Source organism: Shinella sp. HY16 (assembly GCF_028534175.1).
Lineage (GTDB): Bacteria > Pseudomonadota > Alphaproteobacteria > Rhizobiales > Rhizobiaceae > Shinella.
The window spans coordinates 1,448,666-1,472,699 of record NZ_JAHYXL010000001.1 but is presented as its reverse complement, the minus strand read 5'-3'; the positions used below and the strand labels follow the sequence as shown (position 1 = coordinate 1,472,699).

43 protein-coding genes, 1 tRNA gene and 1 pseudogene are annotated in these 24,034 nt (G+C 60.7%); 24 read left to right on the top strand and 21 right to left on the bottom strand.

The window, feature by feature from the left end; all coding sequences use genetic code 11:
• Position 1: 1 nt before the first annotated feature.
• Genes K0P03_RS07430 through K0P03_RS07415 form a run of 4 tightly spaced genes read right to left on the bottom strand, consistent with a single transcriptional unit; the run spans position 2 to position 2,121 of the window.
• Positions 2-481 carry a helix-turn-helix domain-containing protein gene (locus K0P03_RS07430; RefSeq protein ID WP_272789253.1) on the bottom strand — a complete coding sequence of 160 codons (480 nt, stop codon included), beginning with the start codon at positions 479-481 and terminating at the stop codon, positions 2-4.
• Positions 478-1,083: a hypothetical protein gene (locus K0P03_RS07425; RefSeq protein ID WP_272789252.1), complete on the bottom strand. Its 606-nt coding sequence runs from the start codon at positions 1,081-1,083 to the stop codon at positions 478-480. The genes K0P03_RS07430 and K0P03_RS07425 overlap by 4 nt, the downstream gene beginning before the upstream one ends.
• Positions 1,025-1,882, bottom strand: a complete 858-nt coding sequence (locus K0P03_RS07420; protein ID WP_272789251.1) for a hypothetical protein — start codon at positions 1,880-1,882, stop codon at positions 1,025-1,027. The genes K0P03_RS07425 and K0P03_RS07420 overlap by 59 nt, the downstream gene beginning before the upstream one ends.
• Positions 1,879-2,121, bottom strand: coding sequence for a hypothetical protein (locus K0P03_RS07415; RefSeq protein ID WP_272789250.1), 243 nt, complete (start codon positions 2,119-2,121; stop codon positions 1,879-1,881). The genes K0P03_RS07420 and K0P03_RS07415 overlap by 4 nt, the downstream gene beginning before the upstream one ends.
• Positions 2,122-2,258: 137 nt before the next feature.
• On the opposite strand from K0P03_RS07415, the gene K0P03_RS07410 reads away from it, so the two are divergent.
• Positions 2,259-2,561 (top strand): DUF982 domain-containing protein, encoded by a 303-nt coding sequence (locus K0P03_RS07410; protein ID WP_050743135.1) that lies wholly within the window; start codon positions 2,259-2,261, stop codon positions 2,559-2,561.
• Between the two features lie 56 nt (positions 2,562-2,617).
• Here K0P03_RS07410 and K0P03_RS07405 read toward each other — a convergent pair whose 3' ends face one another.
• Positions 2,618-3,277 carry a methyltransferase gene (locus tag K0P03_RS07405; RefSeq protein ID WP_272789249.1) on the bottom strand — a complete coding sequence of 220 codons (660 nt, stop codon included), beginning with the start codon at positions 3,275-3,277 and terminating at the stop codon, positions 2,618-2,620.
• A gap of 62 nt (positions 3,278-3,339) precedes the next feature.
• Between K0P03_RS07405 and K0P03_RS07400 the strand changes: the two genes are divergently transcribed.
• A complete protein-coding gene (locus tag K0P03_RS07400; RefSeq protein ID WP_050743133.1) occupies positions 3,340-3,522 on the top strand; it encodes a hypothetical protein in 183 nt (60 codons plus the stop codon).
• 2 nt (positions 3,523-3,524) lie between these two features.
• On the opposite strand, the gene K0P03_RS07395 is transcribed toward K0P03_RS07400, so the two are convergent.
• Complete coding sequence (locus tag K0P03_RS07395) at positions 3,525-3,710, bottom strand: hypothetical protein (RefSeq protein ID WP_050743132.1); 186 nt, start codon at positions 3,708-3,710, stop codon at positions 3,525-3,527.
• Positions 3,707-4,072 carry a hypothetical protein gene (locus K0P03_RS07390; RefSeq protein WP_050743131.1) on the bottom strand — a complete coding sequence of 122 codons (366 nt, stop codon included), beginning with the start codon at positions 4,070-4,072 and terminating at the stop codon, positions 3,707-3,709. Before K0P03_RS07390 ends, K0P03_RS07395 begins: the two co-directional genes overlap by 4 nt.
• A gap of 128 nt (positions 4,073-4,200) precedes the next feature.
• Between K0P03_RS07390 and K0P03_RS35670 the strand changes: the two genes are divergently transcribed.
• Positions 4,201-4,449, top strand: a complete 249-nt coding sequence (locus tag K0P03_RS35670; protein ID WP_050743130.1) for a DUF982 domain-containing protein — start codon at positions 4,201-4,203, stop codon at positions 4,447-4,449.
• 20 nt (positions 4,450-4,469) lie between these two features.
• Here K0P03_RS35670 and K0P03_RS07385 read toward each other — a convergent pair whose 3' ends face one another.
• The 7 genes and pseudogenes from K0P03_RS07385 to K0P03_RS07355 form a co-directional block, all read right to left on the bottom strand.
• Complete coding sequence (locus K0P03_RS07385; RefSeq protein ID WP_272789248.1) at positions 4,470-6,611, bottom strand: DNA cytosine methyltransferase; 2,142 nt, start codon at positions 6,609-6,611, stop codon at positions 4,470-4,472.
• Between the two features lie 23 nt (positions 6,612-6,634).
• Positions 6,635-6,982 (bottom strand): hypothetical protein, encoded by a 348-nt coding sequence (locus tag K0P03_RS07380; protein WP_272789247.1) that lies wholly within the window; start codon positions 6,980-6,982, stop codon positions 6,635-6,637.
• 383 nt (positions 6,983-7,365) lie between these two features.
• Positions 7,366-7,518 (bottom strand): hypothetical protein, encoded by a 153-nt coding sequence (locus K0P03_RS07375; RefSeq protein ID WP_272789246.1) that lies wholly within the window; start codon positions 7,516-7,518, stop codon positions 7,366-7,368.
• Complete coding sequence (locus K0P03_RS07370; RefSeq protein WP_272789245.1) at positions 7,515-7,880, bottom strand: hypothetical protein; 366 nt, start codon at positions 7,878-7,880, stop codon at positions 7,515-7,517. Before K0P03_RS07370 ends, K0P03_RS07375 begins: the two co-directional genes overlap by 4 nt.
• Positions 7,881-8,635: 755 nt before the next feature.
• Positions 8,636-8,887, bottom strand: a pseudogene (locus K0P03_RS07365) (DUF2312 domain-containing protein); the annotation flags it as partial.
• Positions 8,884-9,408, bottom strand: coding sequence for a GIY-YIG nuclease family protein (locus K0P03_RS07360; RefSeq protein WP_272789244.1), 525 nt, complete (start codon positions 9,406-9,408; stop codon positions 8,884-8,886). The pseudogene K0P03_RS07365 and the gene K0P03_RS07360, both read right to left, overlap by 4 nt.
• Positions 9,405-9,656, bottom strand: a complete 252-nt coding sequence (locus tag K0P03_RS07355; RefSeq protein WP_272789243.1) for a hypothetical protein — start codon at positions 9,654-9,656, stop codon at positions 9,405-9,407. Before K0P03_RS07355 ends, K0P03_RS07360 begins: the two co-directional genes overlap by 4 nt.
• A 105-nt stretch (positions 9,657-9,761) precedes the next feature.
• Here K0P03_RS07355 and K0P03_RS07350 point away from each other — a divergent pair, with 105 nt between their 5' ends.
• From K0P03_RS07350 to K0P03_RS07340, 3 genes are all read left to right on the top strand, one after another.
• Positions 9,762-10,451 carry an XRE family transcriptional regulator gene (locus K0P03_RS07350; RefSeq protein WP_272789242.1) on the top strand — a complete coding sequence of 230 codons (690 nt, stop codon included), beginning with the start codon at positions 9,762-9,764 and terminating at the stop codon, positions 10,449-10,451.
• Between the two features lie 104 nt (positions 10,452-10,555).
• Positions 10,556-11,017: a hypothetical protein gene (locus K0P03_RS07345; protein WP_272789241.1), complete on the top strand. Its 462-nt coding sequence runs from the start codon at positions 10,556-10,558 to the stop codon at positions 11,015-11,017.
• Positions 11,014-12,051, top strand: coding sequence for a serine/threonine-protein kinase (locus K0P03_RS07340; protein WP_272789240.1), 1,038 nt, complete (start codon positions 11,014-11,016; stop codon positions 12,049-12,051). The genes K0P03_RS07345 and K0P03_RS07340 overlap by 4 nt, the downstream gene beginning before the upstream one ends.
• A 279-nt stretch (positions 12,052-12,330) precedes the next feature.
• Here the strand turns inward: K0P03_RS07340 and K0P03_RS07335 are convergent, their stop codons facing one another.
• Both K0P03_RS07335 and K0P03_RS07330 read right to left on the bottom strand, forming a co-directional pair.
• Complete coding sequence (locus tag K0P03_RS07335; RefSeq protein WP_272789239.1) at positions 12,331-12,639, bottom strand: hypothetical protein; 309 nt, start codon at positions 12,637-12,639, stop codon at positions 12,331-12,333.
• Entirely contained in the window at positions 12,629-12,802 is a 174-nt protein-coding gene (locus K0P03_RS07330) for a hypothetical protein (RefSeq protein ID WP_272789238.1), read from the bottom strand. Before K0P03_RS07330 ends, K0P03_RS07335 begins: the two co-directional genes overlap by 11 nt.
• 224 nt (positions 12,803-13,026) lie before the next feature.
• On the opposite strand from K0P03_RS07330, the gene K0P03_RS07325 reads away from it, so the two are divergent.
• The 11 genes from K0P03_RS07325 to K0P03_RS07275 all read left to right on the top strand — a co-directional run bounded on the left by K0P03_RS07325 (position 13,027) and on the right by K0P03_RS07275 (position 17,090).
• Complete coding sequence (locus tag K0P03_RS07325) at positions 13,027-13,275, top strand: hypothetical protein (protein ID WP_272789237.1); 249 nt, start codon at positions 13,027-13,029, stop codon at positions 13,273-13,275.
• Positions 13,272-13,508 (top strand): hypothetical protein, encoded by a 237-nt coding sequence (locus tag K0P03_RS07320; protein ID WP_272789236.1) that lies wholly within the window; start codon positions 13,272-13,274, stop codon positions 13,506-13,508. The genes K0P03_RS07325 and K0P03_RS07320 overlap by 4 nt, the downstream gene beginning before the upstream one ends.
• Positions 13,505-13,714, top strand: coding sequence for a hypothetical protein (locus K0P03_RS07315; RefSeq protein ID WP_272789235.1), 210 nt, complete (start codon positions 13,505-13,507; stop codon positions 13,712-13,714). The genes K0P03_RS07320 and K0P03_RS07315 overlap by 4 nt, the downstream gene beginning before the upstream one ends.
• A complete protein-coding gene (locus tag K0P03_RS07310) occupies positions 13,711-13,920 on the top strand; it encodes a hypothetical protein (RefSeq protein WP_272789234.1) in 210 nt (69 codons plus the stop codon). Before K0P03_RS07315 ends, K0P03_RS07310 begins: the two co-directional genes overlap by 4 nt.
• A gap of 80 nt (positions 13,921-14,000) precedes the next feature.
• Positions 14,001-14,720 carry an ERF family protein gene (locus K0P03_RS07305; protein ID WP_272789233.1) on the top strand — a complete coding sequence of 240 codons (720 nt, stop codon included), beginning with the start codon at positions 14,001-14,003 and terminating at the stop codon, positions 14,718-14,720.
• Between the two features lie 2 nt (positions 14,721-14,722).
• Positions 14,723-15,385 (top strand): lambda exonuclease family protein, encoded by a 663-nt coding sequence (locus K0P03_RS07300; protein WP_050746770.1) that lies wholly within the window; start codon positions 14,723-14,725, stop codon positions 15,383-15,385.
• Between the two features lie 2 nt (positions 15,386-15,387).
• A complete protein-coding gene (locus K0P03_RS07295) occupies positions 15,388-15,828 on the top strand; it encodes a hypothetical protein (protein ID WP_272789232.1) in 441 nt (146 codons plus the stop codon).
• Positions 15,825-16,196 (top strand): hypothetical protein, encoded by a 372-nt coding sequence (locus tag K0P03_RS07290; RefSeq protein ID WP_050747028.1) that lies wholly within the window; start codon positions 15,825-15,827, stop codon positions 16,194-16,196. The genes K0P03_RS07295 and K0P03_RS07290 overlap by 4 nt, the downstream gene beginning before the upstream one ends.
• Positions 16,193-16,405 (top strand): hypothetical protein, encoded by a 213-nt coding sequence (locus K0P03_RS07285; protein WP_272789231.1) that lies wholly within the window; start codon positions 16,193-16,195, stop codon positions 16,403-16,405. Before K0P03_RS07290 ends, K0P03_RS07285 begins: the two co-directional genes overlap by 4 nt.
• On the top strand, positions 16,405-16,809 hold the full coding sequence (locus K0P03_RS07280) for an HNH endonuclease signature motif containing protein (RefSeq protein WP_272789230.1): 405 nt from the start codon (positions 16,405-16,407) through the stop codon (positions 16,807-16,809). The genes K0P03_RS07285 and K0P03_RS07280 overlap by 1 nt, the downstream gene beginning before the upstream one ends.
• Positions 16,806-17,090, top strand: a complete 285-nt coding sequence (locus K0P03_RS07275) for a hypothetical protein (protein WP_272789229.1) — start codon at positions 16,806-16,808, stop codon at positions 17,088-17,090. Before K0P03_RS07280 ends, K0P03_RS07275 begins: the two co-directional genes overlap by 4 nt.
• 3 nt (positions 17,091-17,093) lie before the next feature.
• Here the strand turns inward: K0P03_RS07275 and K0P03_RS07270 are convergent, their stop codons facing one another.
• Complete coding sequence (locus K0P03_RS07270; protein WP_050743110.1) at positions 17,094-17,303, bottom strand: hypothetical protein; 210 nt, start codon at positions 17,301-17,303, stop codon at positions 17,094-17,096.
• 167 nt (positions 17,304-17,470) lie between these two features.
• Between K0P03_RS07270 and K0P03_RS07265 the strand changes: the two genes are divergently transcribed.
• The 6 genes from K0P03_RS07265 to K0P03_RS07240 all read left to right on the top strand — a co-directional run bounded on the left by K0P03_RS07265 (position 17,471) and on the right by K0P03_RS07240 (position 21,984).
• Positions 17,471-18,157: a hypothetical protein gene (locus K0P03_RS07265; RefSeq protein WP_272789228.1), complete on the top strand. Its 687-nt coding sequence runs from the start codon at positions 17,471-17,473 to the stop codon at positions 18,155-18,157.
• The gene (locus tag K0P03_RS07260) at positions 18,150-18,362 is read left to right on the top strand and encodes a hypothetical protein (protein WP_050743108.1); all 213 of its coding nucleotides are present in this window, start codon (positions 18,150-18,152) and stop codon (positions 18,360-18,362) included. The genes K0P03_RS07265 and K0P03_RS07260 overlap by 8 nt, the downstream gene beginning before the upstream one ends.
• A 325-nt stretch (positions 18,363-18,687) precedes the next feature.
• A complete protein-coding gene (locus K0P03_RS07255; protein ID WP_272789227.1) occupies positions 18,688-19,122 on the top strand; it encodes an HD domain-containing protein in 435 nt (144 codons plus the stop codon).
• Positions 19,123-19,384: 262 nt separating this feature from the next.
• Complete coding sequence (locus tag K0P03_RS07250; RefSeq protein ID WP_272789226.1) at positions 19,385-20,536, top strand: tyrosine-type recombinase/integrase; 1,152 nt, start codon at positions 19,385-19,387, stop codon at positions 20,534-20,536.
• 559 nt (positions 20,537-21,095) lie between these two features.
• Positions 21,096-21,299 (top strand): hypothetical protein, encoded by a 204-nt coding sequence (locus K0P03_RS07245; RefSeq protein WP_130519946.1) that lies wholly within the window; start codon positions 21,096-21,098, stop codon positions 21,297-21,299.
• Positions 21,300-21,705: 406 nt separating this feature from the next.
• Positions 21,706-21,984: a hypothetical protein gene (locus tag K0P03_RS07240; RefSeq protein WP_272789225.1), complete on the top strand. Its 279-nt coding sequence runs from the start codon at positions 21,706-21,708 to the stop codon at positions 21,982-21,984.
• Positions 21,985-22,194: 210 nt separating this feature from the next.
• On the opposite strand, the gene K0P03_RS07235 is transcribed toward K0P03_RS07240, so the two are convergent.
• Positions 22,195-22,671: a DUF2938 domain-containing protein gene (locus K0P03_RS07235; RefSeq protein WP_050743102.1), complete on the bottom strand. Its 477-nt coding sequence runs from the start codon at positions 22,669-22,671 to the stop codon at positions 22,195-22,197.
• Between the two features lie 69 nt (positions 22,672-22,740).
• Positions 22,741-23,004, bottom strand: coding sequence for a hypothetical protein (locus tag K0P03_RS07230; protein ID WP_245290098.1), 264 nt, complete (start codon positions 23,002-23,004; stop codon positions 22,741-22,743).
• Between the two features lie 185 nt (positions 23,005-23,189).
• Between K0P03_RS07230 and K0P03_RS07225 the strand changes: the two genes are divergently transcribed.
• A tRNA-Asn gene (locus K0P03_RS07225) sits at positions 23,190-23,264 on the top strand.
• Positions 23,265-23,345: 81 nt separating this feature from the next.
• On the opposite strand, the gene K0P03_RS07220 is transcribed toward K0P03_RS07225, so the two are convergent.
• On the bottom strand, positions 23,346-23,537 hold the full coding sequence (locus K0P03_RS07220) for a hypothetical protein (protein ID WP_023515543.1): 192 nt from the start codon (positions 23,535-23,537) through the stop codon (positions 23,346-23,348).
• A 77-nt stretch (positions 23,538-23,614) separates the two neighbouring features.
• Entirely contained in the window at positions 23,615-23,824 is a 210-nt protein-coding gene (locus tag K0P03_RS07215) for a hypothetical protein (protein WP_023515544.1), read from the bottom strand.
• Positions 23,825-24,034 lie beyond the last annotated feature (210 nt).

Genomic DNA, 24,034 nt, shown 5'->3' with positions numbered 1-24,034 from the left:
GTTACTTCGAGGTGTGGTTCAGGCGTTCCGTGTGCGCCCTCACGCCATGCAGCGCCGTCGTATGGTCTCTTCCGCCGAAGAGCCTCCCAAGCTCCGGGTAGCTGATCGATGGTTTCACGATGGTCTTGATCTCCCACATGAGGAGATGCCGGAACTGAGCGACCCTGTGCTTGCGGCAGGGACCGATGACAGCCTCGTATGGCACCCTCGCCTCTGCGCAGCGTTTCAGGATATGCGCCGTGCAGGGTCCGTTTGCGGCGATCATCTGCCACCGGCGGAAGGCCCTGACATGTGCATCGTGAAACTGCAGGTTCACGGCCGGCAGCCGGCGGCGAACGGTGATCAGAGGTTCCGCGTCAACCGGCTCGGGGCCTACAGGGCTGACCGGTGCCAGGCCAAACAGCCGGCGCCGCACCGCAGCGTGGTCGGCCAGAAGCGCGGCTGAGCTCGTGAAAGTCTTGGCTGACACCTGGATGCTCATGCCGCGGCCCTCCCCGCCATGGCGGCGGCCGGCGGCGCCCAGATTTCACCGATGGCGTAGAGGAAGATCGCCCCAACCGGCAGGCCCTTCTTGACGCGCCCCACCCATGCCTCTTGAGACGGGCAGGTTTCGAAGAGATACCAGCCGTCGAGCGAAAGCTCCTCGGCTTTCCGGCGCGCCTCGTCGCCGAGGTTCTTCAGCAAGGCATACTTCCCCGACCTGATGTTCATCTGCGCGTTTTCGCGAACCATCCTGGCCCGCTCGGAAATCCGGGCGCGGTCGTCGCGAAGGCTTTGGGCCTCACCATTGGCCAGAGCGGCCAGTTCCGACGGGTTCGGCAGGAACGCCAGATACTTCGAGTAGCCGCCGCGCTTGAGCTTGATGAATGCCTTGCGCAGGCCGTCGATCGGCGTTGCTGACAGCGCCTCGCGGTAGAGGTCGATCGCGTCGTTCTCGCTTACCGCCGACGGGATCATGAGGCCGGCGTCGAGCAGGGCGTTGATGCACTTCGCCACCTCGTCGGCGCCGGACGGGGACAGCTTTTCAGTGAGGGCGGTAATCTCGCTCTGAAAGGTCGATGATAGGGCTGGCGCTGTCTGCATTTTCATCACCGTTGATTTCGCGTTTGAAGTTCTGCCGTAGGCGCTCGTGGCGCTGCATCGCCGCGCTGGGCGGCTTCGACCCTGGCGGCGCTTGAGCGCGGTGCTCCCAGGTCGCAGCGGCTTTGCGCTTGTCCATGGCGTCTTGAATCGCCGGGACGAAGTAATCCCAGGATCGGGCTGGCCGGTTAAGGCGGGCGGCGACGGCGCGGATGGCGGGCAGGACGTCGAGGTCGATATCGGCGCCGGCTCGGACGAGCTCCATCACCGGGCCGACAACGAACCCGCCATGCGGCTGCATCTTCTCGCCGGCAGCATCCCGCAATTTGCTTTCGAGGGTCGCCGGATCGAGATCGCAATCCTCGCGCTCGCTAAGCAGCCCAGGTGAACCTTGGTGTTCTGGTAAACTGGTGTCTTTAGTGTTTCGTTCTTGTTTCGGATTTCGCTCTTGCGGTGTTTCAGAAGGTGTTTCAACATTCTGATATCTGCTGTAATTACAGACGGTTACGAGCGTCTTTCCTGTTTCAGAGCGTGTTTCAATCATGTTCTGCTCGGAAAGCAGGTTGAGAAACTGCGCTACGCGCCGCGTGGACGTCCATTTCCACACCGCCTGCATCTCGCGGACGGTCGCAAAGAAGCTGCCCACGGGCACCTTGTGGACCGAAGCGCCGACCCGGTGAGCGGTCTCCTTCCACGCCGCCCGGCAAATCATCCATTGCCAGGCCTCGCGCTCGGTGAAGGGTTCCGGCGCGAAAACGCTATGCTCGTGGATATCGACCTGGATGCGCACCCAACGGCTCACTGAAACTCCCCTCTCGCGTTCGATTGGGAGGGAGCCGCGGTATCGCCGCCGCTACGGAGCAAAGCCGGCGCGCTGCGACGTTTTCCAACGGCGGTGCTTGAGGGCGTCACGCCATGATCAAGATCAGCGCGGGCAGCCATGAGATTGTACGCATCGCTCTCCTCGATGCCGCAAGCCTCGGCGATCGCCATGCTGTTCCGGCCATGAAGGGCGTAGGCCTCGAGGAAGGTGATGGTCATGCCGCCACCTCACCAAATTTTTTGAGGTTGGCGGCCGGTACATTCTTGAAACCAGAAAACCTCGAAAATAGATTGGTGGTCGGCGTCCGATTCCGACGCCATCCTTGTTGATCACCAACGTTTTCAGTGAGGTAGAGATGAACTCGAAGGTATTTGATAGGCCCGTATATCTGAAGGAACGCAAAGAGCTGATCCGGGAGATAACGTGTCTGGAAGACGCCATCGACTTTCTGGAAGAGTGGCCTGAGCGCGATCGTGACATAATTCACGATGCGACCTTGAAGACCTGCTACATGGCCTTTGACGGCCTCAAACCTGTAAAAGTCGGACGCGACGCCATCCGCTCCTTTGGGGAGAAGAAGGGCATTCTGGTGAAATCTGCTGGCATCATGCCGTGGATGATCCGCTCGCGATCCGGTGGCGGACGCTTGTCCGCGTAGAACCTCTAGCGATCTGGAGAGGCGGCGATTGCGGCCTCTCTTTCGATTTGGACAGATCATGCCGCCACCTTGCGATAGGCCGCGTAGTCCTCGGGGCGCTCAAGCTGCTTGCGGCATGGCGGGATCCACACCAGCTTCGTGCCTGTCACGCCGGTCAGCCAGACCAGCCAGCAATAGGACGTTGCCGTCGAGCCGGTTGCGGTCAACCTGCCCTTGACCATCGGGACGCGCTCGGAGAACTGCGCGACGATGTTCGGCGGGCGCTTGCTGTAGAGGTTTTCGTATCGGCCGACGCCCTCAAGGAACGAGGTGCGGACGATCATCGCCACGCCTTCGGTGGCAACGTCCAGCGCGCGGGCGATGAACTGCTCTGCGAGGCGGAATGGAGGGTTCGCGGCGATCCAGTCAGGACCATCGCCACACCATTTGAAGACCTGCGGCAGGAACGGCATCAGAAAATCGTGCTGGAATGCGCCTTCAAAGCCGTAGTCGTGGATATCAGACGCCCATACCGCGGAGAAGAATTCGCCAAGAGGGTCAACCATGTGACCGCGATTGCACGTTGGCTCCCACGCGGTCTTGCTCTTGAGGTAGCAACCGGAAAGCACATGGGTGCAGAGCGCCCGCGTACCCCACGGCTGGGTCGGGAAATCGTCGAGGCTGTCATGCGCCTCGGTGCGCTGCTGCATCACGGCCGATGAGGTGTTCTGGCTCATGTCGTCACCTCACGGAACATTCGGCCACCTACCCCGGTTGCACATGCGTAGAGGAGAGCGATATGGCCAATGACCCAAACGATCCGAAGAAGCCCTTGGAAGTTCCTCCGGAAGAGACTCCAGACGATCTGCCGGACATTCCGGAACGTCCGATCGAGGAACCGGGACCAGATGTCGTTCCTGAAGAGGCACCGGATGTCACGCCCATACCGGGCGAGGAAATTCCGTCGAAGATGATCCGCTGAGGTCATGCCGCCTCCCCGCGCGCCGACAGATTCGCCAGCGCGCGTTTGCAGCGGTTGCAAAGGCGCGTGACAATGGCGAGCCGCTGAAGCTTCACGCCATTGTCTGCCTTACCCATGCTTCCCCTAAGGCGGAAAATCTGCGCCTCGAGCTCAGCGATTTCTTCTCGGAGAAGTTCCGCGTCGGTCAATTATCCGGCCTCCGCTCTGGCAACGGACGCTCGGCCGGCTCGAAAAGGCGGCACGCCTTGGCGCAGTGCGGGATGAGCCGGTTCGCCTTGTTTAGAATAGGTCGATTGCACTTTGCCTTTTTGAGGCCGAGCGGCTGGAGCTTGTGCCGCTTTCCGAAGTAGCCGGGGTCTCCGGCCACAAGCTCTTTGCCCCCCCCTACCAGCTTCCGCCATTTCCAGGCGTGCCAGAAGCGGCATTCGCGGCAGGTTCGGCCTTCCGGGCCTGTGCCGGCGATATGCGCTTGTCCAAGATAGGTGTCGGCAATGGGTTTGTGGGCCTCCATCGCCGTCAGGTGCTCGCTGAACAACAGGTGCTGCGCCATGGCTATGCTAACTCCCTAGAATGGGTAGCGCTCGTCGAGAATGAGAACGGCGAAATTTCATCGGAATGACACGGAACCACCCGCGCACGATCTGCATTCATGGCCCCGGATAGACAGGGAAATACGAAATGCTTTCTGTGACTTGGGACCGCGCTCTTGCAGTTTTGCTTCCGGGTATGCCCCGCGCGATGGAGATCAAAGACGTTCGAAACGCCATGTTCGTCCTGGCGGAAAAATGGCCGGTCACATACGGCCGGGCCTTCCAGCGAGCCCTTGCTTTCTGCGCTCGTGCTATCGAGGGCAAATGCTCCCCTTCGCGTGCGAGGCTGGCCTTCCTTGCTGCAGCTCGTGAGGCGAATGTTGCCGTCGTGGCGTGAGATCGTTCCGGCGGAGTCCATCATTCCGCTGCCTCGCGATATTCGACGAGGTGCTGGCAGTTCGCCGCAACGATGGCGGCGGCGACCGGCGGGGATACCGAGTTGCCAACGCACGACACCTGGACGTTCTTGGGAAACGGCCGGCCGGTCGCGTCGGTGTCGATCTTGTAGTCGGCCGGGAAGCCCTGCGCCGAATACAGTTCGCGCGGGGTCAGCATGCGCATGCCGATATCGACGATGACGAACTCGGCGTCACCAACGGTCAGGGTGACAAACTCCCGATCATCCCAGAAACCATAGGAGCGCAGGAAAGCTGCTACCTCGCGGGCACGGTCGTGCTGGTCTTCGGTGAAGGGCGGCGCGCTGATGACGGCTTCAACGTGGCCGTGGCGGTCCTTCGTCGTGATGGTACGGCACGGCTGGTCTTCTTCACCACCATCGCCGGTGCCATAGTAGGCTTGCATGAATGGCGCGACGAGCGCCGACTTGTTGACGCCGGCTGTGACCGTTGCCGACGGCTCATCGACGCCATGGCCGACGCTCTGGCCGAACTGGCGAGAGACGAATGCGGAGACCACGCCCTGCTGCGCGCCGGTCGCCGTTACGGTGGAAACTGGCTCGGATGCCTCGCGGCCGGGGTTTACGCCACCGATGCGGCGGCTGTCATTGTTGTGCTGAGCGACAAATACAGCAGCGGTGCATACGTCGGCCTTTGCCGTGACGGTCGCCAGCGGCTCGTCTCCACCGCGCGGGCGGCTCTGTCCGGCGCGGCCGCCGCAACCTACCAGCGTCGGGATGATGACCGCGTTCTGGTCTTTCTTGCTTGCCGTGATCGTGTGGTGCGGGTCCTCGACGGAGCGGTTTGCGCCGCCCTGCTGCGCATAGGTCAGAACCGGCGCGACGAGCGAGAGGCCAGCGCCGCCGGCGGTGATGGTATGGGTGGGCTCCTCCGCGCCGTTGAACGGCTTGCCGGAGTTCCGCATGGTCATGAGGTGCGGCGCGACGACAGCGTGCCGGTTTTCGGTCGTGACGACGCGCACCGGCTCTTCGGCACTGGCCGAGCGATCCTTGCCGCCGGCACCGTCGCCATAGAAGGCCGACAGGCTCGGGGCGATCAAACCCAGTGGCGCAGCGCCACCCGGCTTCTTGATGTAGCTGTTGGCCGTGATCGTCGACACGGGCTCATCCATGGCGCTCCCGGTTGCGCCGGTGTTGAAGCGCGTCAGCGACGGCGAGACGACGGCATGCTTGATGCCACCGGCGACGACAGTGCCGAGAGGTGTGTCGCCATCCATGCACCGCGGCTCCTGCCCCTTGCGCTCACCGTATCCGGTCTGGACGAGGAACGGGCGCGCAGCATCGAGAACATAGCGTTTGGTGCCGCGCGCGACGCGGGCCATCGTGGCGTCGGCCAGCGGGCGGATCGCGCGCAAGCCGAACTTGCTTATGATCTCATCCGAGGTGTCGAAGATCGACGGGCACGGCAGAGACCAGTCAATGATCTCGGCGGCCGTACGCCAAGCCTGCTTCCGCCCGGCAATGACTTCGCGATCCGTCGGCGCGCCATGTGTCGGCTCCGGCCAGACAATCTGCTTTCCGTCGCGGCGGGCGATGACGAAAAGGCGCTTGCGAATGGTCGGCGCGCCATAGTCGCAGGCGCGAAGCTCACGATGCTGGAGTTTGTACCCTGCTCGCTTCATGGCCTTGCACCACTTCTGGAACGTCTGCCCCCGGCTGTCGGGGCATGGCATCAGGCCGCGCTCGGTTTCAATGAGCGGCCCCCATTCCTTCCACTCCTCGACGTTCTCCATAATGATGACGTCAGGCTTCGCGCGCTCGGCCCAGAGAACGATGACCCATGCCAGATCGCGGATATTGCGTTCGACCGGCTTGCCGCCTTTGGCCTTCGAGAAGTGTTTGCAATCGGGCGAAAACCAAGCCAGGCCGACGTGCTTGCCGGCGACATAGTCTAGCGGATCAACCCTGAAGATGTTCTCCGACAGGTGAAGCGTTTCGGGATGGTTCGCAGCATGCAGCGCCAGCGCATCGGCATTGTGGTTGATCGCGATATCCGGCGAGCGGCCAAGGGCCATCTCGATACCGGTGGACGCGCCGCCGCCGCCGGCAAAGCTGTCAACGATCAACGGAACATTATGCTGCATGATCTGCCCCCTCCTCTTCGGCCTTAAGTTCCGGAGCGAGCCAGAATGCGAGCTGCTTCGATGAGCGCATGAGCGAGCGTGCGAGGGCTACCCGCTTGCATTTCCACCAGGAGCGCAGTGGCGTGTTCGATCTCCCGATCAAGTTCTCGTGCTTCTTGGCGGCCATAGTAGACACCCGATTCCTGTTCGATTTCATGGAGTTCATCGCCGTTGATCGAGATGCGAGGATCGGCGTACCAAACGTCTTTCGTGCGGGAAGTGGACCAGCCGAGTTGTCGAGCCGCATGCGTGATGCGCTCTTTGACGCTGCCTATCGATCTCGGCGCGATGTGCTTCCTGAGCGCATCTTGGCAAAACTCAACGGTGCTCATTTTCGGAGTTTTCCTATACCTTTTCCGCATATTCCGATTTCTCCTGTGTCATCTTCCCCTTGTCGAAAGGAGCTTCCGATGAACTTCAGGAGCACTCACAATGGTGACGGGGAAGGCGTATCGCTTGCCGGCGATGTGGTGCCTTTCCCGTCTCCGGCCCGCCGCATTGGGCAAACCGCAAATTCGTCATCCCCTGGCCCTGCCGCCGCATCGTCTGCCGGGGATCAAGAGGACGCCGGGGTATCCTCGGCTTCGGCGTCCTCGTTCGTTTCCCTTGGATCCGTCACCCATGCCGTCGTGCTGAGGCTTCAGGGAGGTTTTCCGAAGGTGAAGGTGTTGGCCGGCGCGCAGAGGGAGGAGGAACCAACGCGCCGGCCGTTCAGTCAGCCGGAGGAGGAGGAGCCGCGCTGACCGAAATGGATCTGGTCGTCGTTGGAGTTCTGCTGCTCGTCATCAGTCCCGGCCCAGACAAGCGCGATCGCCGTTAAAAGGCAGACGCCGCTGAATGCCAGCATGCCGTAAAGAAGCCAGTTCATGCCGCTCTCCTCTTCAAAGGTTCGAGGCCTTCCGAGGCGCGAAGCTCGTCGACGAGGGCGATGATCTTTGCCCAGCCGATACCCTTCGGGCGGCCGCGCTGCCCGGGACGGGAAATCTGGTAGGTCAGGCCGGCACGGCCAGACGACAGGACATAGCCCCGATCCAGCAGAAAGGACTTGATGGCCTGATAGTCGCCAGACGCGCCGGGCTCGAAACGACGAACGCCCTTTGCGGCGATGAACGCTTTGACCCGTTCCGAGACTTCGGCGCGGGCGATCTGCGCGCGGCCGGTATCGTGCGCCCCTTCAACGATGCGCTGCGCGACGGCGTCATATCCCTTGGAATATCGGAGCGATTTCATGCGGCCACCTCTTCGCGAGCCTTGAGGCAGGAGTGACAATGAGTGGTGCCCGATCCGCCGCAGGTTTCACCGGGATTCCGGCAGTACGGCCGGAGGACGAACTTCGGCTTGGCGGGGAGAGCGCATGCGGCACCCTCCCCTGTGTTCGAGGTCGAGATTCCATCCCGTTCGCGCTCCACGATGCTCTCTACATGATCGCCTCCTACGTTGGCGCCGGCGGCGTGATCAGCGTCGTCGTTGCTGGGTGTCTCGACTTGACCGGACGACGGCGGTTCAACGCCATCGGCGTTCGCCAGTCCGGCCTTGCCGTTCACTGCAGCGATTGCGCCGTCGTCCGATTGGGGAATGGTCGCGGTCTCTCCCGCTGTCACGACGCTGAGGCTGTCGTTTCCGCGGCTGCTACTCGCACCGCCTTGAGGGGGCCATACTCCGCGGTTCCCGAAGCTGCAGTCATCCCCAGTTCCGCCCATCGTCTCGTTTGCCGTTTCCGGCAGATGGGATGCATGGTCGGCGCCCGCAGGCTCTCCGTCTTGCCCTCCATGCTTGGCCCCATCAGTCTGCCGGGAATGGACGTGCTGATGATCACGCGATCCATTGCCCTCCGATTGCTCGGACGAGGGAACTGTTGCCGTGTCCGGCGCTGCTGTGATGTCTTCGTGCTTGGTGACGATGGAGAGGCCACCGTCGGAGCGCAGCGCCATGGCGGGCTGACGCTCGACCGGGGCCGGCTGGCGCGGCTCGTCATCGAAGAAACCGGGCTGCTCGATCATGCCGAGTGCCTGCAGGTAGGTGTCGAGGATCGCTTCGCGCTCGGCGCGCTCGTCCCTGTCCATCTTCCTGATTTTGATGACTTCGCGCAGGATCTTGGTGTCGAAGCCCGTGCCCTTGGCCTCGCCGTAGACGTCCTTGATGTCGTCGGCGATGGACTTCTTCTCTTCTTCCAAACGCTCTATGCGCTCGATGAAGGCGCGGAGCTGGTCGCGGGCTACGCCGTGTGCGTCGGTCATGCTGCACCTTCAAACTGTGAGGCCAATTTGGCGGAGAAGAAGTCGGCCGCAGTTAGCTCAAGCCCCCGCTCATTCGCGGCGGCGAGGATTGGTTCGACATGCCAGTGAGGTATCGTTCCGCCAGTGCCGCCTTTGCCCTTCTCTCGGCGCCAGCGACCGACGGCGTGAATAGTGGTGCCGGCAGCTTCGGCGAGTTCCTTCACGCTACCGAACTTCACAATGAGAGAAGCCGCCGGCTCGCATCCACGCGGCATGGCCGTTTGCTTCCTGGTCGGAACGACATGTTGTGCGACGAAAGCAAGGAGCTCCGCAGTCGCGGCAAACCACTCGCCATGAACACGGATGCCATTGAACTTCGCGTGGATGTCCAGTTCGTCTGCCACGGTCCCGGGCCAGTAGCCCAGAAGTTCGCACGGGAACGGGGCATCGGATGCGACCTTCGAGAACCGCTGGTCAGGCTTTGCCGAGTAACCAATTTTTACTCGGCCGCCGCTCTCGATTGCATAGACGAACCCGCTCATGCTGACACCGCCATCATCTCGACGCCGCGAGCCGCGCAGTTTGCTGAATGCAGTTCGTCGGGCGTGGTGGCCGTCAAGGTCATGATCAACGGCCAGTGCGTGTCCCGAATTCCGGTCAGCGGCCATTTGTACACGGCCGCATGGGTCAGGTTCGGTTTGCCGTCCGAATTGAGGCCGGAAGCCTCGCTGATCCGTCGGGCGCCGCCACAGTCCTTGATGATATCTGCAATGGTTCTGGTCGTGCTCATAACCGAACTCACTACAGGATTTTAAATCCATTTTCAATGGACGTTAAATCCAAAACGGAAAATAAATCCTAAAGTATGCTCAACCCTATGGAATGGTGGCAAAGATTGCAGAAGGCGATTGACGATCTCGGCTGGTCCAAGATGGACCTGCACGAGAAGTCGGGCGTCTCATACGACAGCATCAACAAATACCTTCGTGGCAACACCGCGCAGCCGCGCGGTGCAATCATGGGGAAACTCGCCGCAGCTATCGGCAAAACCGAGTTATGGCTACGAGAAGGCCTTGAACTGGATGAGGGAACAGTAGCCCTTTCGAGCACCGGCCTGACTGAAGGCCTTGTTGCTGGCGTCGTCGAGGCCGGCACGTTCCGCGAGGTTGATGAGTTCGACCAGTCGGAGCGCCAGCGCGTAGCGATCCCCCGCGACGAACTATTCCCGAATGCGCGCCAGCTGCTATTCGATTGCTCCGGCGACAGCATGAACGATCTGAAGCCGCGCCCGATCCTGCAGGGCGATCGGCTCGTCTGCCTCGCCTACGATGACGTGGAGCACCTGGTCGAATTGAAGTCCGGCATGGTGGTAGTAGTCGAGCGCACCCGAGACAGCGGCCATTTCCGCGAATGGTCAGTGAAGCAGCTTGAGCTCTACTCCGACCGCGCCGAGTTTCACCCGAGATCCACCAACGCGAAGCACAAGGCGATCGTCATCCGACAAGACCATGGGGCCGATGACGGCGTGACGGTGAAGGTAATCGCGCTCGTGCGACGGGTGATGAATGAGATGCCGGGATTTTAACAAATTCTCAGCGGGGCACAGGTACATCTTTGGTTGATTGAAGCGGCTCTAGGTGCCAACCTTAAGGGCTAGTGGTGGGACCAAGGAATGTAGGGGAACATGCGGTGACTGAGCGTTGGCTTGGGGTTCAGGTTGCGGGAGAGGCCGTCACGATTGTAGATGCGGAGATTCCTGATGAAGGCCCCGTAACGATAGTGCTTGATGAGACACTAAAATTGCAGTCGGGGGATCGCGCGAAAGCGCTCTGCGTAATGTACGAGCGGTTGCGAGGCTATGCACAGGACAAAGGTATCGCAAAAGCCATTATCAAGGAGAGCGCCCTGAGCCTACGAGGGACGAAAAAAGCCCACTTGCTCGCTGCGGAACTTCGCGGCGTAGCAATAGCAGCACTTGGCTCAAAATGTCCGGTTATCCAGGCGTCCAAGGCAAATATCAGCCGAAATTTCGGCGAGCGGAAAGCGGACGAATACATCGCTGACAACTCCTTTTGGGAGGACAACATCTTGGGCGAAATGCGGAACGGCAGCCGGGAAGCCGCTCTTCTCATTTTGGCAAGGCGCAAATGACCGAGCTAATATCGAGCTTAAAGATCACGAAAAAATTGGGTAACGGGCACTTTGGGGAGGTATATTTAGGCTCCGACGACATCCACAGTGAACTCGCTGTGAAGGTCATACGCCCTAAGAATGACGACACGCCGGAGCGATGGGCAAAGCGCCAAGATGACCTGATTAAAGAGGGAGGCAATCTTAAGAAGGCCGAGCACCCAAACGTTGTTCGTGTCCACTATATAAACAAGGCTCCGACGGAAGACGCTATTTACCTCGCGATGGAATTGTGCCACGGCGGATCGCTACAAGCGCCGTACGAGAAGGGTCCACTCGCAGTTCCTTATGTGCAGTTGATAGCCACACACATCTGCCAAGGGCTGTCCCTGCTCCACGGCCGCGGGATGCTGCATCGGGATCTCAAACCCGGGAACATCCTCGTTGACAAAGACGGGACGATCAAGCTTGGCGACTTCGGATTGGTCGCAAACGACCTGCTCCTTGGGTATGCTAACATTGAAGGATACATCTATCTCGATCATTTAGCCCCAGAAGCGTACGTGACAGGGCAAGCAAGCGTCGCTACCGATTTTTGGGCATTCGGCATGACACTCTATAGGCTGCTTCATGGGGACGCTTGGTATCAAGCCTCTCCAACTCCTCGCCATTCCGTTCGCGATGGCGGTCATGCCGACAAGCTTGTTTGGCTTCACCATATACCCAGCAAATGGCGCCGCCTTGTACGGTCTATGCTAGTAGATGAACCGAGCGACCGGCTGACATCGTGCAAAGATGCGCTAAATGCATTGGCGCCACTAGCAGACGAGGTATCGTGGACTTGTCAAATTCACGACGAAACAATCGTTTGGGAAAGAGCTACGCGTGATAGACGCTATGAAGTGATACTCGAAAGGCGCGGGAAGCTCGCTTCTTGGAACGCTACATCCTACCCGGTTGGCAAGGGAAGCAAACGGACGCTAGGCACGTCTGGCGGATTCGTTGCCAAGGCGGCCGCAGATCGCTCGCTTCGGAGTTTCTTTGGCGCGTCGTGACTAACGGAAACGCGCGATCAAATATTTACCGCTCCGATCGACCTCTTCAGTGGTAATCGATCTCGATTTGAATACTCGCGCCGCTATCGCCCGTCGCTCGGCGGAGCATTGGCGGCAGTACTTTTGGGGTGAAAAGTCACCAGCTTGGTCACGTGCATGCTCACGTCCGCAGTACGCGCAGGTTTTGTATCGAAGTGCCACCATAACTTGAGTCCCCCAGAACCAAGGAACATACAAAGAACGCCTTACCAGTCAATTAAGATATTCTGAAGACACCCTTCACGCAGCGAATGATCGCCTCCCACTAACATCGAACTCGCCACACGCGGCGAGAATTTCAGACAGGAACCACGGCTTCGGCTCGTTGCACATATACGAGTGCCCATCGTCGCCAATGAAGTTCATGACCGGCAGGATGCAGAAATCTTCGTCGTCTCCGACTGGGCCAAGCCGCGCGGCCTTGAAGCTATAGCCTGGGAAGCGATTGCCCAGATAGGCCTCCATCCGTTCCTTCGACGCAAAGATCGCCGCCCGGCGCTCGTACGGCGGCACGATGATGAATTCCAGAACGTCTTGCTCAATAGCCATAGCTGTATCCTCCTCCGATGCCGACCAGCTGCGCGATAACGCTCCCGCACGGCCGGCAGTTGAATTTCAGCCCGCCCAGGAAGGCGCTTTCGATTAGCTCGTCCGCATCGCGCGGGATGTCGTCGCCAGTCGGCATTTGAACCACCCGCTGGCTCTCCCTCATGCAGTTGTCGCACCGCAGGTGAAGCGTGAACGGTGCATACGTCCTCAGAACCTCACAGCCCATTTCGTTCTCCTTTCGTTCTTATGAAGCCAGAACGAAAAGCCGGAGTCGAGTCGAATCACATAGCTGGATAATAAATCCACCAAACTATTGACGACCTCGCATATTGGATTTAAAGTCCAATAATCACCTCCCGACCACCGGGAAAGACGAGGAAGCCACCCATGCAGACCGAAGCAGACCGCATTGCCACGGCGATCCAGCGCATTCGCGACGGCGCAATGCTCCGCCCGGCAGGCCAGCGCGCCGCCTATGTCGCCGAGAACATCCGCCGCCAGCAGGATCAGGCACGCCGCTTCGTGACGATGCGCAATCCGCCATCCTCGTGGTCGCTCCCGCAGTCCGAGGCCATCATCCACGGCCTCGTCGCTCTTGAAGCCGAGTTCCGGAACGCCGGGAGGGTCGCAGCATGACCTTCGACGTCAACACCCTCAAGCGGCTCGCCTACTTCCTTGCGAACACCGACATGTCGGAACTCGTCGAGGCCGGCGTCATCACCGAAGGCAACGACGACCAGTGGAAGCGCTTCAACAACGACTTCGACGTGTTCGTGATCAAGCTGAACGACGACCGCCGGCAGAGGCTCTGTGACCTGATCAATGACCGCCTCGGCCTTCGCGCCTCTGTACTGGAGGCTGCGGAATGACCTGCAACTGCGTCGAGACCGTCAACGAAAAGCTGGCATCGCGCAACACCCGCCTCTCACAGGCAATGATGTTCGGCGAGCATGATCACCCCGGCCTGATGCTCGAAACCGAGCAAGTCGAGAAAGGACGCGGCAAGCAGAAGGCCGTTTCCATGTTCCTGACCTACTGCCCGTTCTGCGGCGTGAAGTACGGCGGTGAGGCATGACCCGCTGCGACCTCAACACCCACGGCGAGTGCTCCTGCCTCGCCTCCAACGTCCCCTGCAAGGTTCAGGCCCCGGTCTACCTCATCCTTGAGGAAGCGAACACTGGCGCTGCCAAGCACGGCAACGCCTGCCTGATCCTCCTCGCCATCTTTGTTTTCGCAATCATCATCGGCCTCGGCGCGCAAGCCGGACCGGTCAACGTCTAAAGGAGCCCCGCCACATGAACGCTCTCGCGAGACAGGAAGAACGCAACATAGCCCCGGCCCATGAAGCGCCGATGGTTGCCATGTTCGAGCGCGTCCTTATGGACCCGAACGTGCCTATCGACCGGCTCGAAAAGCTGCTGGAGATGAAATATCACGACGAGGACCGCCAGCGGCAGCAGGCGCGCGAGGATCGCGAGTACGCCGCCAAGACGTCCTACTTCACGGCCATGTCGGCATGCCAGAAGGCATTGCCCGTCGTCGTCAAGAACCGCCGGAACACCCACACAAGGTCGAACTATGCCGATCTGGCCGCAATCGAAGAGCAGGCCATGCCGATCATCCACGCCCATGGATTCGGCGTCTCGTTCCAGCCCGACGGTTACAACGAAATCGGCGAGCTTCTGATCCGCTGGGAGGTTTCCCACGCCGACGGGTACGTTCGCAACGGCATCGGCGCTATCCCGGTTGATGGCGCCGGCGCAAAGGGCGGCGTGAACAAGACCGGCACCCAGGCATTTGGCAGCACCGCTACCTACGGCCGTCGCTACCTCCTCTGCATGCTCTTCAATATCTCGACCGGCGACGACCGAGACGGCAACGCGGCGCCCGAAGACGACAGCGCCATCTCAGCCGAACAGGCCACGCAGCTCCGCGAAAAAATCGATGCAGTCGGCGCTGACATCCAGCGCTTCTGCAATCGCTGGGACATCGAGGCCCTGCCCGACCTGCCGGCCAGCAAGTTCCGCGACGTCATGGTTTCGCTCGACCGATTCGGCCAGCAGCAGAAGCAGGGAGCCTAATCATGGAGGATATCATTCAGGGCACGCCGGAATGGCACGCACTCCGCCTAGGCAAGGTCACCGCGTCCCGCGTGGCCGACGTCATCGCTAAGACCAAGACCGGCCCGTCAGCCTCCCGCGCCAAATACGCCGGTGAACTGATTGCCGAGCGTCTGACCGGCACGCCGGCCGACCGCTTCACCAATGCCGCCATGGCTTGGGGAACCGAGCAGGAGCCGGCCGCGCGCAAGACGTACGAGTTTTATCGCGATACCGACGTCGAGCAGGTCGCATTCGTCCTGCACCCGACCATCGGCGACAGCGGGGCTTCTCCCGACGGGCTCGTCGATGTCGACGGCCTCGTCGAGATCAAGTGCCCCGAGACCCACACCCATATTGAAACGCTCCTCGGCCAGACTGTGCCGGCGAAATATGTCACGCAGATGCAGTGGCAGATGGCATGCACCGGCCGGGCATGGTGTGATTTCGTCTCCTACGACCCTCGCCTGCCCGAGCCCATGCGGTTCTTTTGCAAGCGCGTCATGCGCGACGACACCCTGATCACCGAACTGGAGCGCGAAGTCGTTGCCTTCCTGAACGAGGTTCGCGGCACGGTCGCGCAGTTGCAGCGCATCTACGATCCGCAGCCGGCCGACGATGCCGTCAGCCTCCGCATGGCAGGTTGACCATGGCGAAGCGCACCGAAAAGCCCATATACGCCTTCATCCGCCGTGGCCATTCGCTCGTGCCGGAAATGCAATACGACCTGCAGGCGCTCGATGGAATCCAGCAAGGCCAGCGCGTCAAGCTCGAAATCAAGCAGTGGCGCAATCTGGACCGGCTCAAAGCCTATTGGGCTACGCTGCAGGAATGCATCGATGCAACCGGCTGCGCGCCGAGCAAGGAGGCGCTGGACGCGTATATCCGGCCGGCCGTCAACTTCGTCGACACGATCCGGCTCGCCAACGGCTTCCTTGTTGGCGTTCCGCGCGCGATCAACACCCGCGAGTGCGAAGAGCCCGAGATGATCGCGTTCTTCAACGCGGCGACGGAACTGCTCGCCCGGGAATTCGGCTTCGTCGCGCCGACTCCCGAAGAGCGGAAAGAGCAGAAGCGGAGAGCGGCATGAGTGATGCAACCGCCCCCGGCCCGTTCCTAATCTGCGATCTGCGGCCTGAATGGAACCGACGCCCATATGTGACCTTCTGGCGCCCGAATAACGCCAACTACGCCTATCCGCTCGTTTGGTCTGGCGACTATACCGAGGCCGAAGTCATGGCGGGCGGTAGCTACTACACGACCGTGGAAGACGGCAAGCTGATCCGGTTTCCGATCCTGCGGTCACTCGTCGTGCCGATGGCCGTTGCCCCAGAGCCCGGCCACATCGATGGCAACACCGGGCCGGTCATCTGCAACACCGCCAGGATGCGCGCACAGCTTCGGAAACTCGCCTATGCGCCCGCGCTATCGGCCTTCGGCAAAGAGGGCGCGGCATGACCATCACCCACGTCAAGGCTCACGACCGCCGAACAGCCGACAAGCCCCTCGACCCCTTCCACCAGGATATCCAGCTTCTCGTCGCCCGGCGCCGATCGGCAGCCGTCGAGCGCGACGTCATGCAGGCCGTTGAGACGCTGCAGCGATTTCAGGAGCGCGTGGCGACACGGCCCGAAATGCTCGCCGGCACAACGGAGGGCCTTATCTGATGGCCAAACGTCGCGAATTCACCAAGAAGACCCAGCGCGAGGCCCTGAAGCGTTCCGGCATGGTTTGCGAGGCTGTCGGCGCGATGTACGGCCTTGATCCAGGAACCCGTTGCAAAACGGATCTCGGCTATGGCGTGGAATTCGACCACATCGTCCTCGATGCCAACTCCAAGGATAACAGCCTGGAGAACTGCGCCGCGATCTGCATCAAATGCCATCGTTGGAAGACGGCGAACCACGACATTCCGATGGCTGCGAAGACCGTCCGCATGGAAGACCGTGCCAAGGGCATCAAGAAGCCCGGCAAGCAGCACTTCCCGAAATCAGCGAAGCCCGAGCGCCGCGACCCCAACAAGGGCCTGCCGCCTCTCCCGCGCCGAAAGCTCTACGAGGAGCGGCCATGACCGAAATCCCTTTGATCCACATGGACCCGCGTCCTATTCGTTCGATCTGGTATCCGGGCGAAGATGCCGGCGGATACTCGACCGAACCGCAATGGGACGGGTCCACCTCCAAGATCGTTGCCTACGGCGAGAACGGTCAGTGCGCACCGGTTCCATTCTTCGCAGTCTATGACCTCGCTGGCAACATCAAGGCGCGGGTCCCGGCTCAGATGGTAACGGTGATTTATGCCGACCAGGCCAGCTCCGCCACATCATCATCTGGCACCGGGGGTGGCAAATGATCGCTATCCAGCTTTCAACGCTTCTTCGAGAGAAGCAATGTTCTCGCGTGGAATGTTCCGCACCGCCGCTCGCTCGATCGCGCCACTCGGCTTTTCGTTTTCTATGCCGGCCATTGCGATCAAGTATTCCAGCATCCCTTGGTCTGCTTCCTTCGCAAGCTCTAGGGCAACACCAAGATGGTAACGAATCATCGCCTTATTGGACCCAGGCATCAGCAATCCCCCGAAAGTTGAAGCTTGAGAATTCTGCGCTCGGATCGATTGCATCGCAAGATGCATAACTCACCATTGAAAATTAGCATGTCGCGTTGCCCACCCACGCGATTGACTTGGCGGCATTGCGCGCTAGTCGCCCTAGACACATCCGGAAAGGATTGAACATGTCCAACAACCCTGACCGGCAGGGCCCGGCTTTCGCTGGCCACTGGACGGAGTGCAGCCCCAACAGCCTCTATATGACCGATCACATCGGCGAGCTGACCGTGAGTGATGGTCGAAAGTGGGGCGTTTCCGGCTCGCTGAACGGCTTGGCCATCGTCGTCAGCACCGACCTTTCCTATGCAGCCGACATGAAGCCGCGCCATGGCGGTATAGACCATCGCCGGTTCATGCTCGATACCGGCCCGCTGATCAAGGAGTTGGCCGCCGAACTGCTTTCGCCGGCAGAGCCGAAAGCCGCCGAGCCATTCCAAGACCGGGTTCAGCCGTGGATGATGGAATGCTTCGGCCCTATGATCGCCGGAGATCGAGAGGAGCGGAACCACCGCTTCCTTGAAGAGGCGCTGGAGCTTGTCCAGTCCTGCGGCTGCACCGCCAACGAAGCGCTCCAGCTCGTCGATTATGTCTATGGCCGCGATATAGGCGAACCCCATCAGGAGGCCGGCGGCGTTATGGTCACGCTCGCCGCGCTCTGCCTCGCCAATGCGCTCGACATGCACGAGGCCGGCGAAACCGAGCTGGCGCGCGTCTGGACGAAAGTCGAGGCGATCCGCGCCAAGCAGGCCGCCAAGCCGAAGCACTCTCCGCTGCCCGGCCCCACCACAGCAACAGGAGACAACCATGGTTAACCGTACGGATCTGATCGACCACATCAACCGCCTTCGCGACCGTCTGCGCCTGCTGGCGCTAGCCGCACTGTCGCTTGAGGATTCCGACAACGCGAATGCAATGCATCTCGGCATCTCCGAGGCGAAGGCGGCGGCTGATGAGATCAAAGCCATGTTGGAGAATGATACTGGCCGGGCCGCCAGCGAAGCGGAGGGTTCGGTCTGATGGATAAAATCCAAGGATCTCCGGCGCACCTCAATGCATGCGGTCGCTATCAGCCTGTCGCTGCGCCATTGAACTGGTGTCGCCGACCTCGTTCTCTAACAATGCCTCCTCAGCGAGGCGTACGAGAAGGGACCTACCGTCTCGGGCCGCAAGTTCGCGGACGACGACCAGCGCAAACCGAATCTGCTCTTGATGTTTACGCATCTCAAGCCCTCCAAGGTGCGTGTGGAAAATCGTGCCACGATCACCAAAGAGTTGCAATAGCTAGTTTTTGCACGCAGGCATGCGCTGCGGCCGCCCTGCCGACATCCGAAAAGGACCGAGCATGACAATGCTGCGTGAAGCAATCGCGATGGCGGCGCTTGCACACGACGGTCAGACCGACAAGGCAGGCGCGCCCTACATCTTCCATCCGCTGAGGGTAGCTTCAACGTTCTCGGATGCAACATTGCAGACGATTGCTGTGTTGCATGACGTGGTCGAGGACACCGCGCTCACCCTGAGCGATCTGGACGCACATTTCCCGCAGGGCATCGTGAACGCCGTAGATGCTCTCACGCGCCGGCCGGGCGAGACCTATGAGGATTTCATTGTGCGTGTCGGCCTAAATCCTATCGCCCGCCAGGTCAAGATTGCCGACCTTCGAGACAACCTTCGCCCGGGCGCGCCCCACCTCTCGACTCGGTACGAAAAGGCGTTGAGTGTGTTGGCGGAGATAGACGCCGGCCGCGCTGCGCTGGAGAAGGAGCCGAGAGAGTGAACCAAATCGACTTCACCCGTCCGGTCCCTCGCCTCGGGCTCAACCGTGCAGAGGTCGCGGTTGCTATCGGCGTCAGCGTCGGCACAGTCGACCAGATGGTCCAGGAGGGCTTCCTTCCGAGGCCGAGACGATGGCATACTCGTAAGGTATGGCTCGTGTCCGACATCGTCGCAGCGATGGCTGATTGGCCGGACGACGGGCTACTCAATCATAGGGAAGGCGCTGACGACGGGGATGACTGGCGGGCGTCTGCGTGACAGGCGTGGCCAACATCGATCTGCCATACGTCGAAACCAACAAAAGCCGTCACAAGACGGTGCGCTACTATCTGCGCATTGACGGGAAGCGGATTTGCCGGCTCCCGGACGATATCAACTCCGAAGAATTCATCGCTGCCTACTGGAAGGCCAGAAACTCGGCTCAGGCGCTCCTTGAGCGAAAAGTCGAGCCGAAAGCCATTTCAGCGATGGTAAAGCCCAATACATTTCGCTGGCTCTGCATGGAGTACATGCGGTCGCACGCATTCACCGGCCTCGACAAAACCACTCAGGCCCGCAGGCGCAGCATCATGGAATCGATGTGGGCGGAAGCTTTAAGCACCCAGGATCATCGGCTTTTCGCTGACATCCCTTTGTCGAAAATGAACATCGCACATGTCGAGGTGCTTCGAGATCGGAAGAAAGAAGTCCCATTCGCCGCCGACGAACGGCTCAAGGTGCTGCGCCAGGTGTTCGACACCAAGCGCGAAGGGAAACCGATCACGAGCAACGTCGCGCGCGCGGTTGAACCTTTCGGCCTCCATTCCGACGGCCACGAAACCGCCACGCCGTCCGACCTTGAGCGCTTCATCGCTCATCACGGCGTGGATTCGAGGGCCGTCCTCTATCTCTCAATCGGCATGTACACTGGGCTTCGTGTTTCCGACCTATCGGTACTTGGCCCGCAGCATCGCCGCGGCGACGAATTTCGGCTCCGGCTCTTCAAAAACCGCAACCGGACACCGACCGATCTCGTGGTTCCGATCCACCCGATCCTCGAAGGCGTCCTCGCGCGTCACAAGGTAACCGCCCTCACCTACCTCGTCACGGAATATGGAAAGCCGTTCTCCATCAAGGGGCTCGGCAATCGAGTGTCGGATTGGTGGCGCCAAGCCGGGATGCCGCACCTGACATCGCACTCAGTGCGCAAGGGGCTGGCCACAGACGTTGCTCACAATGAGGCGACGGATAGCATGATGGAAGCAATGTTCGGCTGGCGCGATGCGAAAACGTCGAAGATCTACACACGCAACGCCGAACGGGCGAGGCTGTCGCGCCAGACGGTAGCCAGGATCAACTGGGATGGCATCGGCACGAAGCTGCTCGTGAGTGATGAAGGGGCCGAAGGTGTGGCAGGGTGTGGCGCCGCTGATTGATTTCGTTTGGAGAATATTTGCTGGAAAGTGTGGCAGACAGTGAGGTAAGACACGGTAAAATAAGGACTTGATGGTTCTCGGCGAGGCCTCCACCCCCTTCAAACCATCATCGTAATGGATTGAAAATACGAGTGTATTTTCCCGGTGTGGAAACAGATCATGGCCCGCCCCGATGGGATTGTGCGGGTGCACCAAACGTTCCATGCCAAACAATCGCGTCCATCACGCCCATGCCCGATCGGTTCGAACCTGCGGCCTTCAGATCATGAATCTGGCGGGACGTTCGGCCTTTCCGCACCGATAAAATGCCGGGCCACGCTCCCGGCTTGACCGCTGGCGATCGTGCATGCCGATCGGTCTCGATTGGCGGGGCGCAGCATGGGAGAGCAGACATGCCAAGACCGGCAAAGGCTCTCGGGCACACTGCGCGATGGTCTGCCGGCAAAATTTCAGTTCTTGAGAAAAATGGCTTGTAGAACGCCTTCACACCGCGTTCAACGGCGGGAGTGCGATCGTATCCCCCTCACCGGCCGGGCTGCGCTGGAGAAGGAACCGCAGCATGATTGAGACCGAGGGCTTCATCGATTATTTCAGGACCCGCCACGGCTGGAAGTGCCGGCCGGGCTCGGCCATTTTCAAGGATCTGACCAGCTTCGCAACGGAGCAGGTCGAAACTGCTCACGGCATTGAAGACCTCTATGTGCTGTTCTGCGTTGCGCATGGGATGGCTGTGAAACCCTCGCCACCGGAGCGGCGGGAATGAACCGCATCGACTTCACCCACCCGGTCCCTCGCCTCGGCCCCGATCGGGCTGATGGTTGCCGTAGCACTTGATGCAAGCGTCCCTTCCGCCGCCGACGGGCGGTTGGAGGCCTTGCGCCGGTTGTTTGACACAAGGCGTGAAGGGAAACGGTCGCCAGAATCCATTGGAATGGCACCGACATGAAACTTCTCGCAAGCGATGAAGGCACAGAGAAAGTGCGGGGAGAGACGTAGGATATTGGAGAGCAACGATCTGAAGGCTCCGTCGCGGCCTTCAATCGCTTTCTTTCGTCAATCTACTCTCTTGATTTCACTGCCCAATATACCAGGTATATATTGGGCACGCCCTCATGCGCGGCCGGAACCGGATTGCGGCGATGCACGCGAGATCAACAGGAGAGAATCGGATGCCCAGCCTCAGAACCTTCGCGGCGATCGTCCTTGCCTTTGGCCTGGCGGGCTGCACAGCCGCTTCCGCGCTTGAGCCGGTCCCGGGGAGCATCATCTACAAGGGCCAGCCGCGCACGAAGCTGACCAAGGCGCCGATCGGCAGCACGTTCGAACACCACTTCCGCGATCAGTTCGGCGATGACTATGTGGAAGTCTACCGGATCGCGCCGGACCGGTCGCTGGAGCTGCTCTCTCGGCGCAGGATCGACATCATCGAGTTCGGTAACGGACGATAAACGGTTCGATATCCGGAAAAACGCCAAACGGGTAGACGAACGCACTGCGACCTGTCAGAAGCGGCGCGGGACGCGACTGCCGATAACTTTAGATCGGGGTCGGGCGACCGATTGACGTCACGTTGCTGCCGCGAGACCACGCTGGCCGTCCCCATACCCATCCTCAAGAGCGATTGCTTGGCCCGCCGCTTTGATCCGGCGCCCCTGAACTCACCGCAACAGCAATGCCGTCCCGTAGAGCCCCAGGGCAAACACCGTGTGCGCGACCAGATTGAGGAACCGCACCATGTTGGCATTCGGAAGCTTTGACGCCGCCACGCCGATCCCGAGGCCGGGCTGGAGCAGGAACCAGCCGGCGCCGACGGTGACGATGCCGAGAATCCAGGCTGGCAGGAAGGTCGGTGCGGCGAACCAGGCCCCGCCGACGATTAGCGCCAGAATCACACCATAGAGAATGCCGACGGCATAGTGGCCGATCCAGCCGAGCGCGAGCTCCGACGCGAAAGGGTCCGCCTTGCCGATATCGTCATGAAAGACGGTGCCGTTCTTCAAGTGCCAGAACCAGCGACCAACCGGCGCCCAGTTCGGCCGCGCCTGGCGAAAGCCCTTCCAGAGCAGAACGGCCCAGAGGTCCATCAATACCGTGGCGCCGATGCCGATCGCCACGCCCTTCAACAGCAGTTCCATATAGTCCCCTCGCCCAAGCATTGCCTGCCCGGTTAGAGCAGGTCCGCAGGAGCGACGCAACAAAGCCCGTCAGCGCGGATTGCGCCGTGCCTTTCGGGTCGCCCACCAGACGGCGAGGCGGCGGCGCTGGCGACGGACGAAGGGGGAATCGTGCGAAAGCACGAGAAGACCGAGCGGCACCATCCAGAAACCGAGCACCGGAAGGAAGCCGAGAAGGCCGCCGACGATGAGAAGCACGCCGATCACGGTGCGAAGCCAGCGCGATTCCGGCAGTTTCATCCGGAAAGAGCCGATCACGATCTCCCGCGTGCGGGGGTCGATGCCAAAATGCATATTTGTTTTTCGCGTCGTCATTCGTCGTCCATTTCACGCAAACGCCCGGTTTTCCAAGGCTCTTCCATCTCCCAGTTGGAGACTTGTCCACAATCAATCAAGTCTCGTGCATTTTTTTGTCAAAAAGCGCTTGGCAAATCGATCAGGCGTTTGTATTACGCGCTCACTCCGCAGCGAGCGGATGATCCCTGGTAGCTCAGCGGTAGAGCATTCGACTGTTAATCGACAGGTCGCCGGTTCGAATCCGGCCCGGGGAGCCAGATTTTGAGGGGCTGCGCTGAATAGCGCAGCCCTTCTGCTTTTCAGCCACCAGACACTTTCAGCCGTTGAAACCCGACAGCCTAGCGTGGGCTGAGCGGTGGGCGCTTCGTGTTCATCTGGAGTTCGTGGCGGCTGGCGAAGCGGCCGAAGAGCAGGAGCAGCTTGCGCTCCTCAGCCTTGTCCAGCCCGTTCCTGCGGCAATGTTCGATGACGTCGAGGACATGACGGGTCTGGCGGGGCGTGAACTGGCGATTGTCGATGGGATGCGTCATCGGATGCCTCCTCCGTTCGGTAGCCGAACCAAGGAAGAATGCGCCGGGCCATGGCTTTGTTCCCGGCGCCCGTCGTGTCAGGCAACCATTCCGGCGCCGGACTGGCCAGCCTTGCGGGAGAGGCCGTAATCCCGGTCCTGCAGCGGGCGGCGGAAGGTCTGGCTGCGGTCGCGCGGCAGGGCCGAAAGGTCGGCGAGCGGCGTTCCGATCGCCCCATCCGCGTAGGTGCCCGTTGCAATATCGTCCTCGGGCGTGGCCGGGCTCACCTGAAAAAATCCGAAAAACATCCTGCTGTCTCCAGTTTCTCTCCAAACGGCCGATCGGGGTTTGCGTTCCCTCCGACGCGCCGGATAGACGCAAAATTAACCATGTTTGCTAACAGGTCGTTAAAGCCCTCGCTTTTTGCGATCGGCGACAGGCCTCTTCCTGATCCGGCCTGTCATGATTCACGTCTTGGCGTACGCCGCCATTGGCGATAGCCTTCATCCAACGTCGGG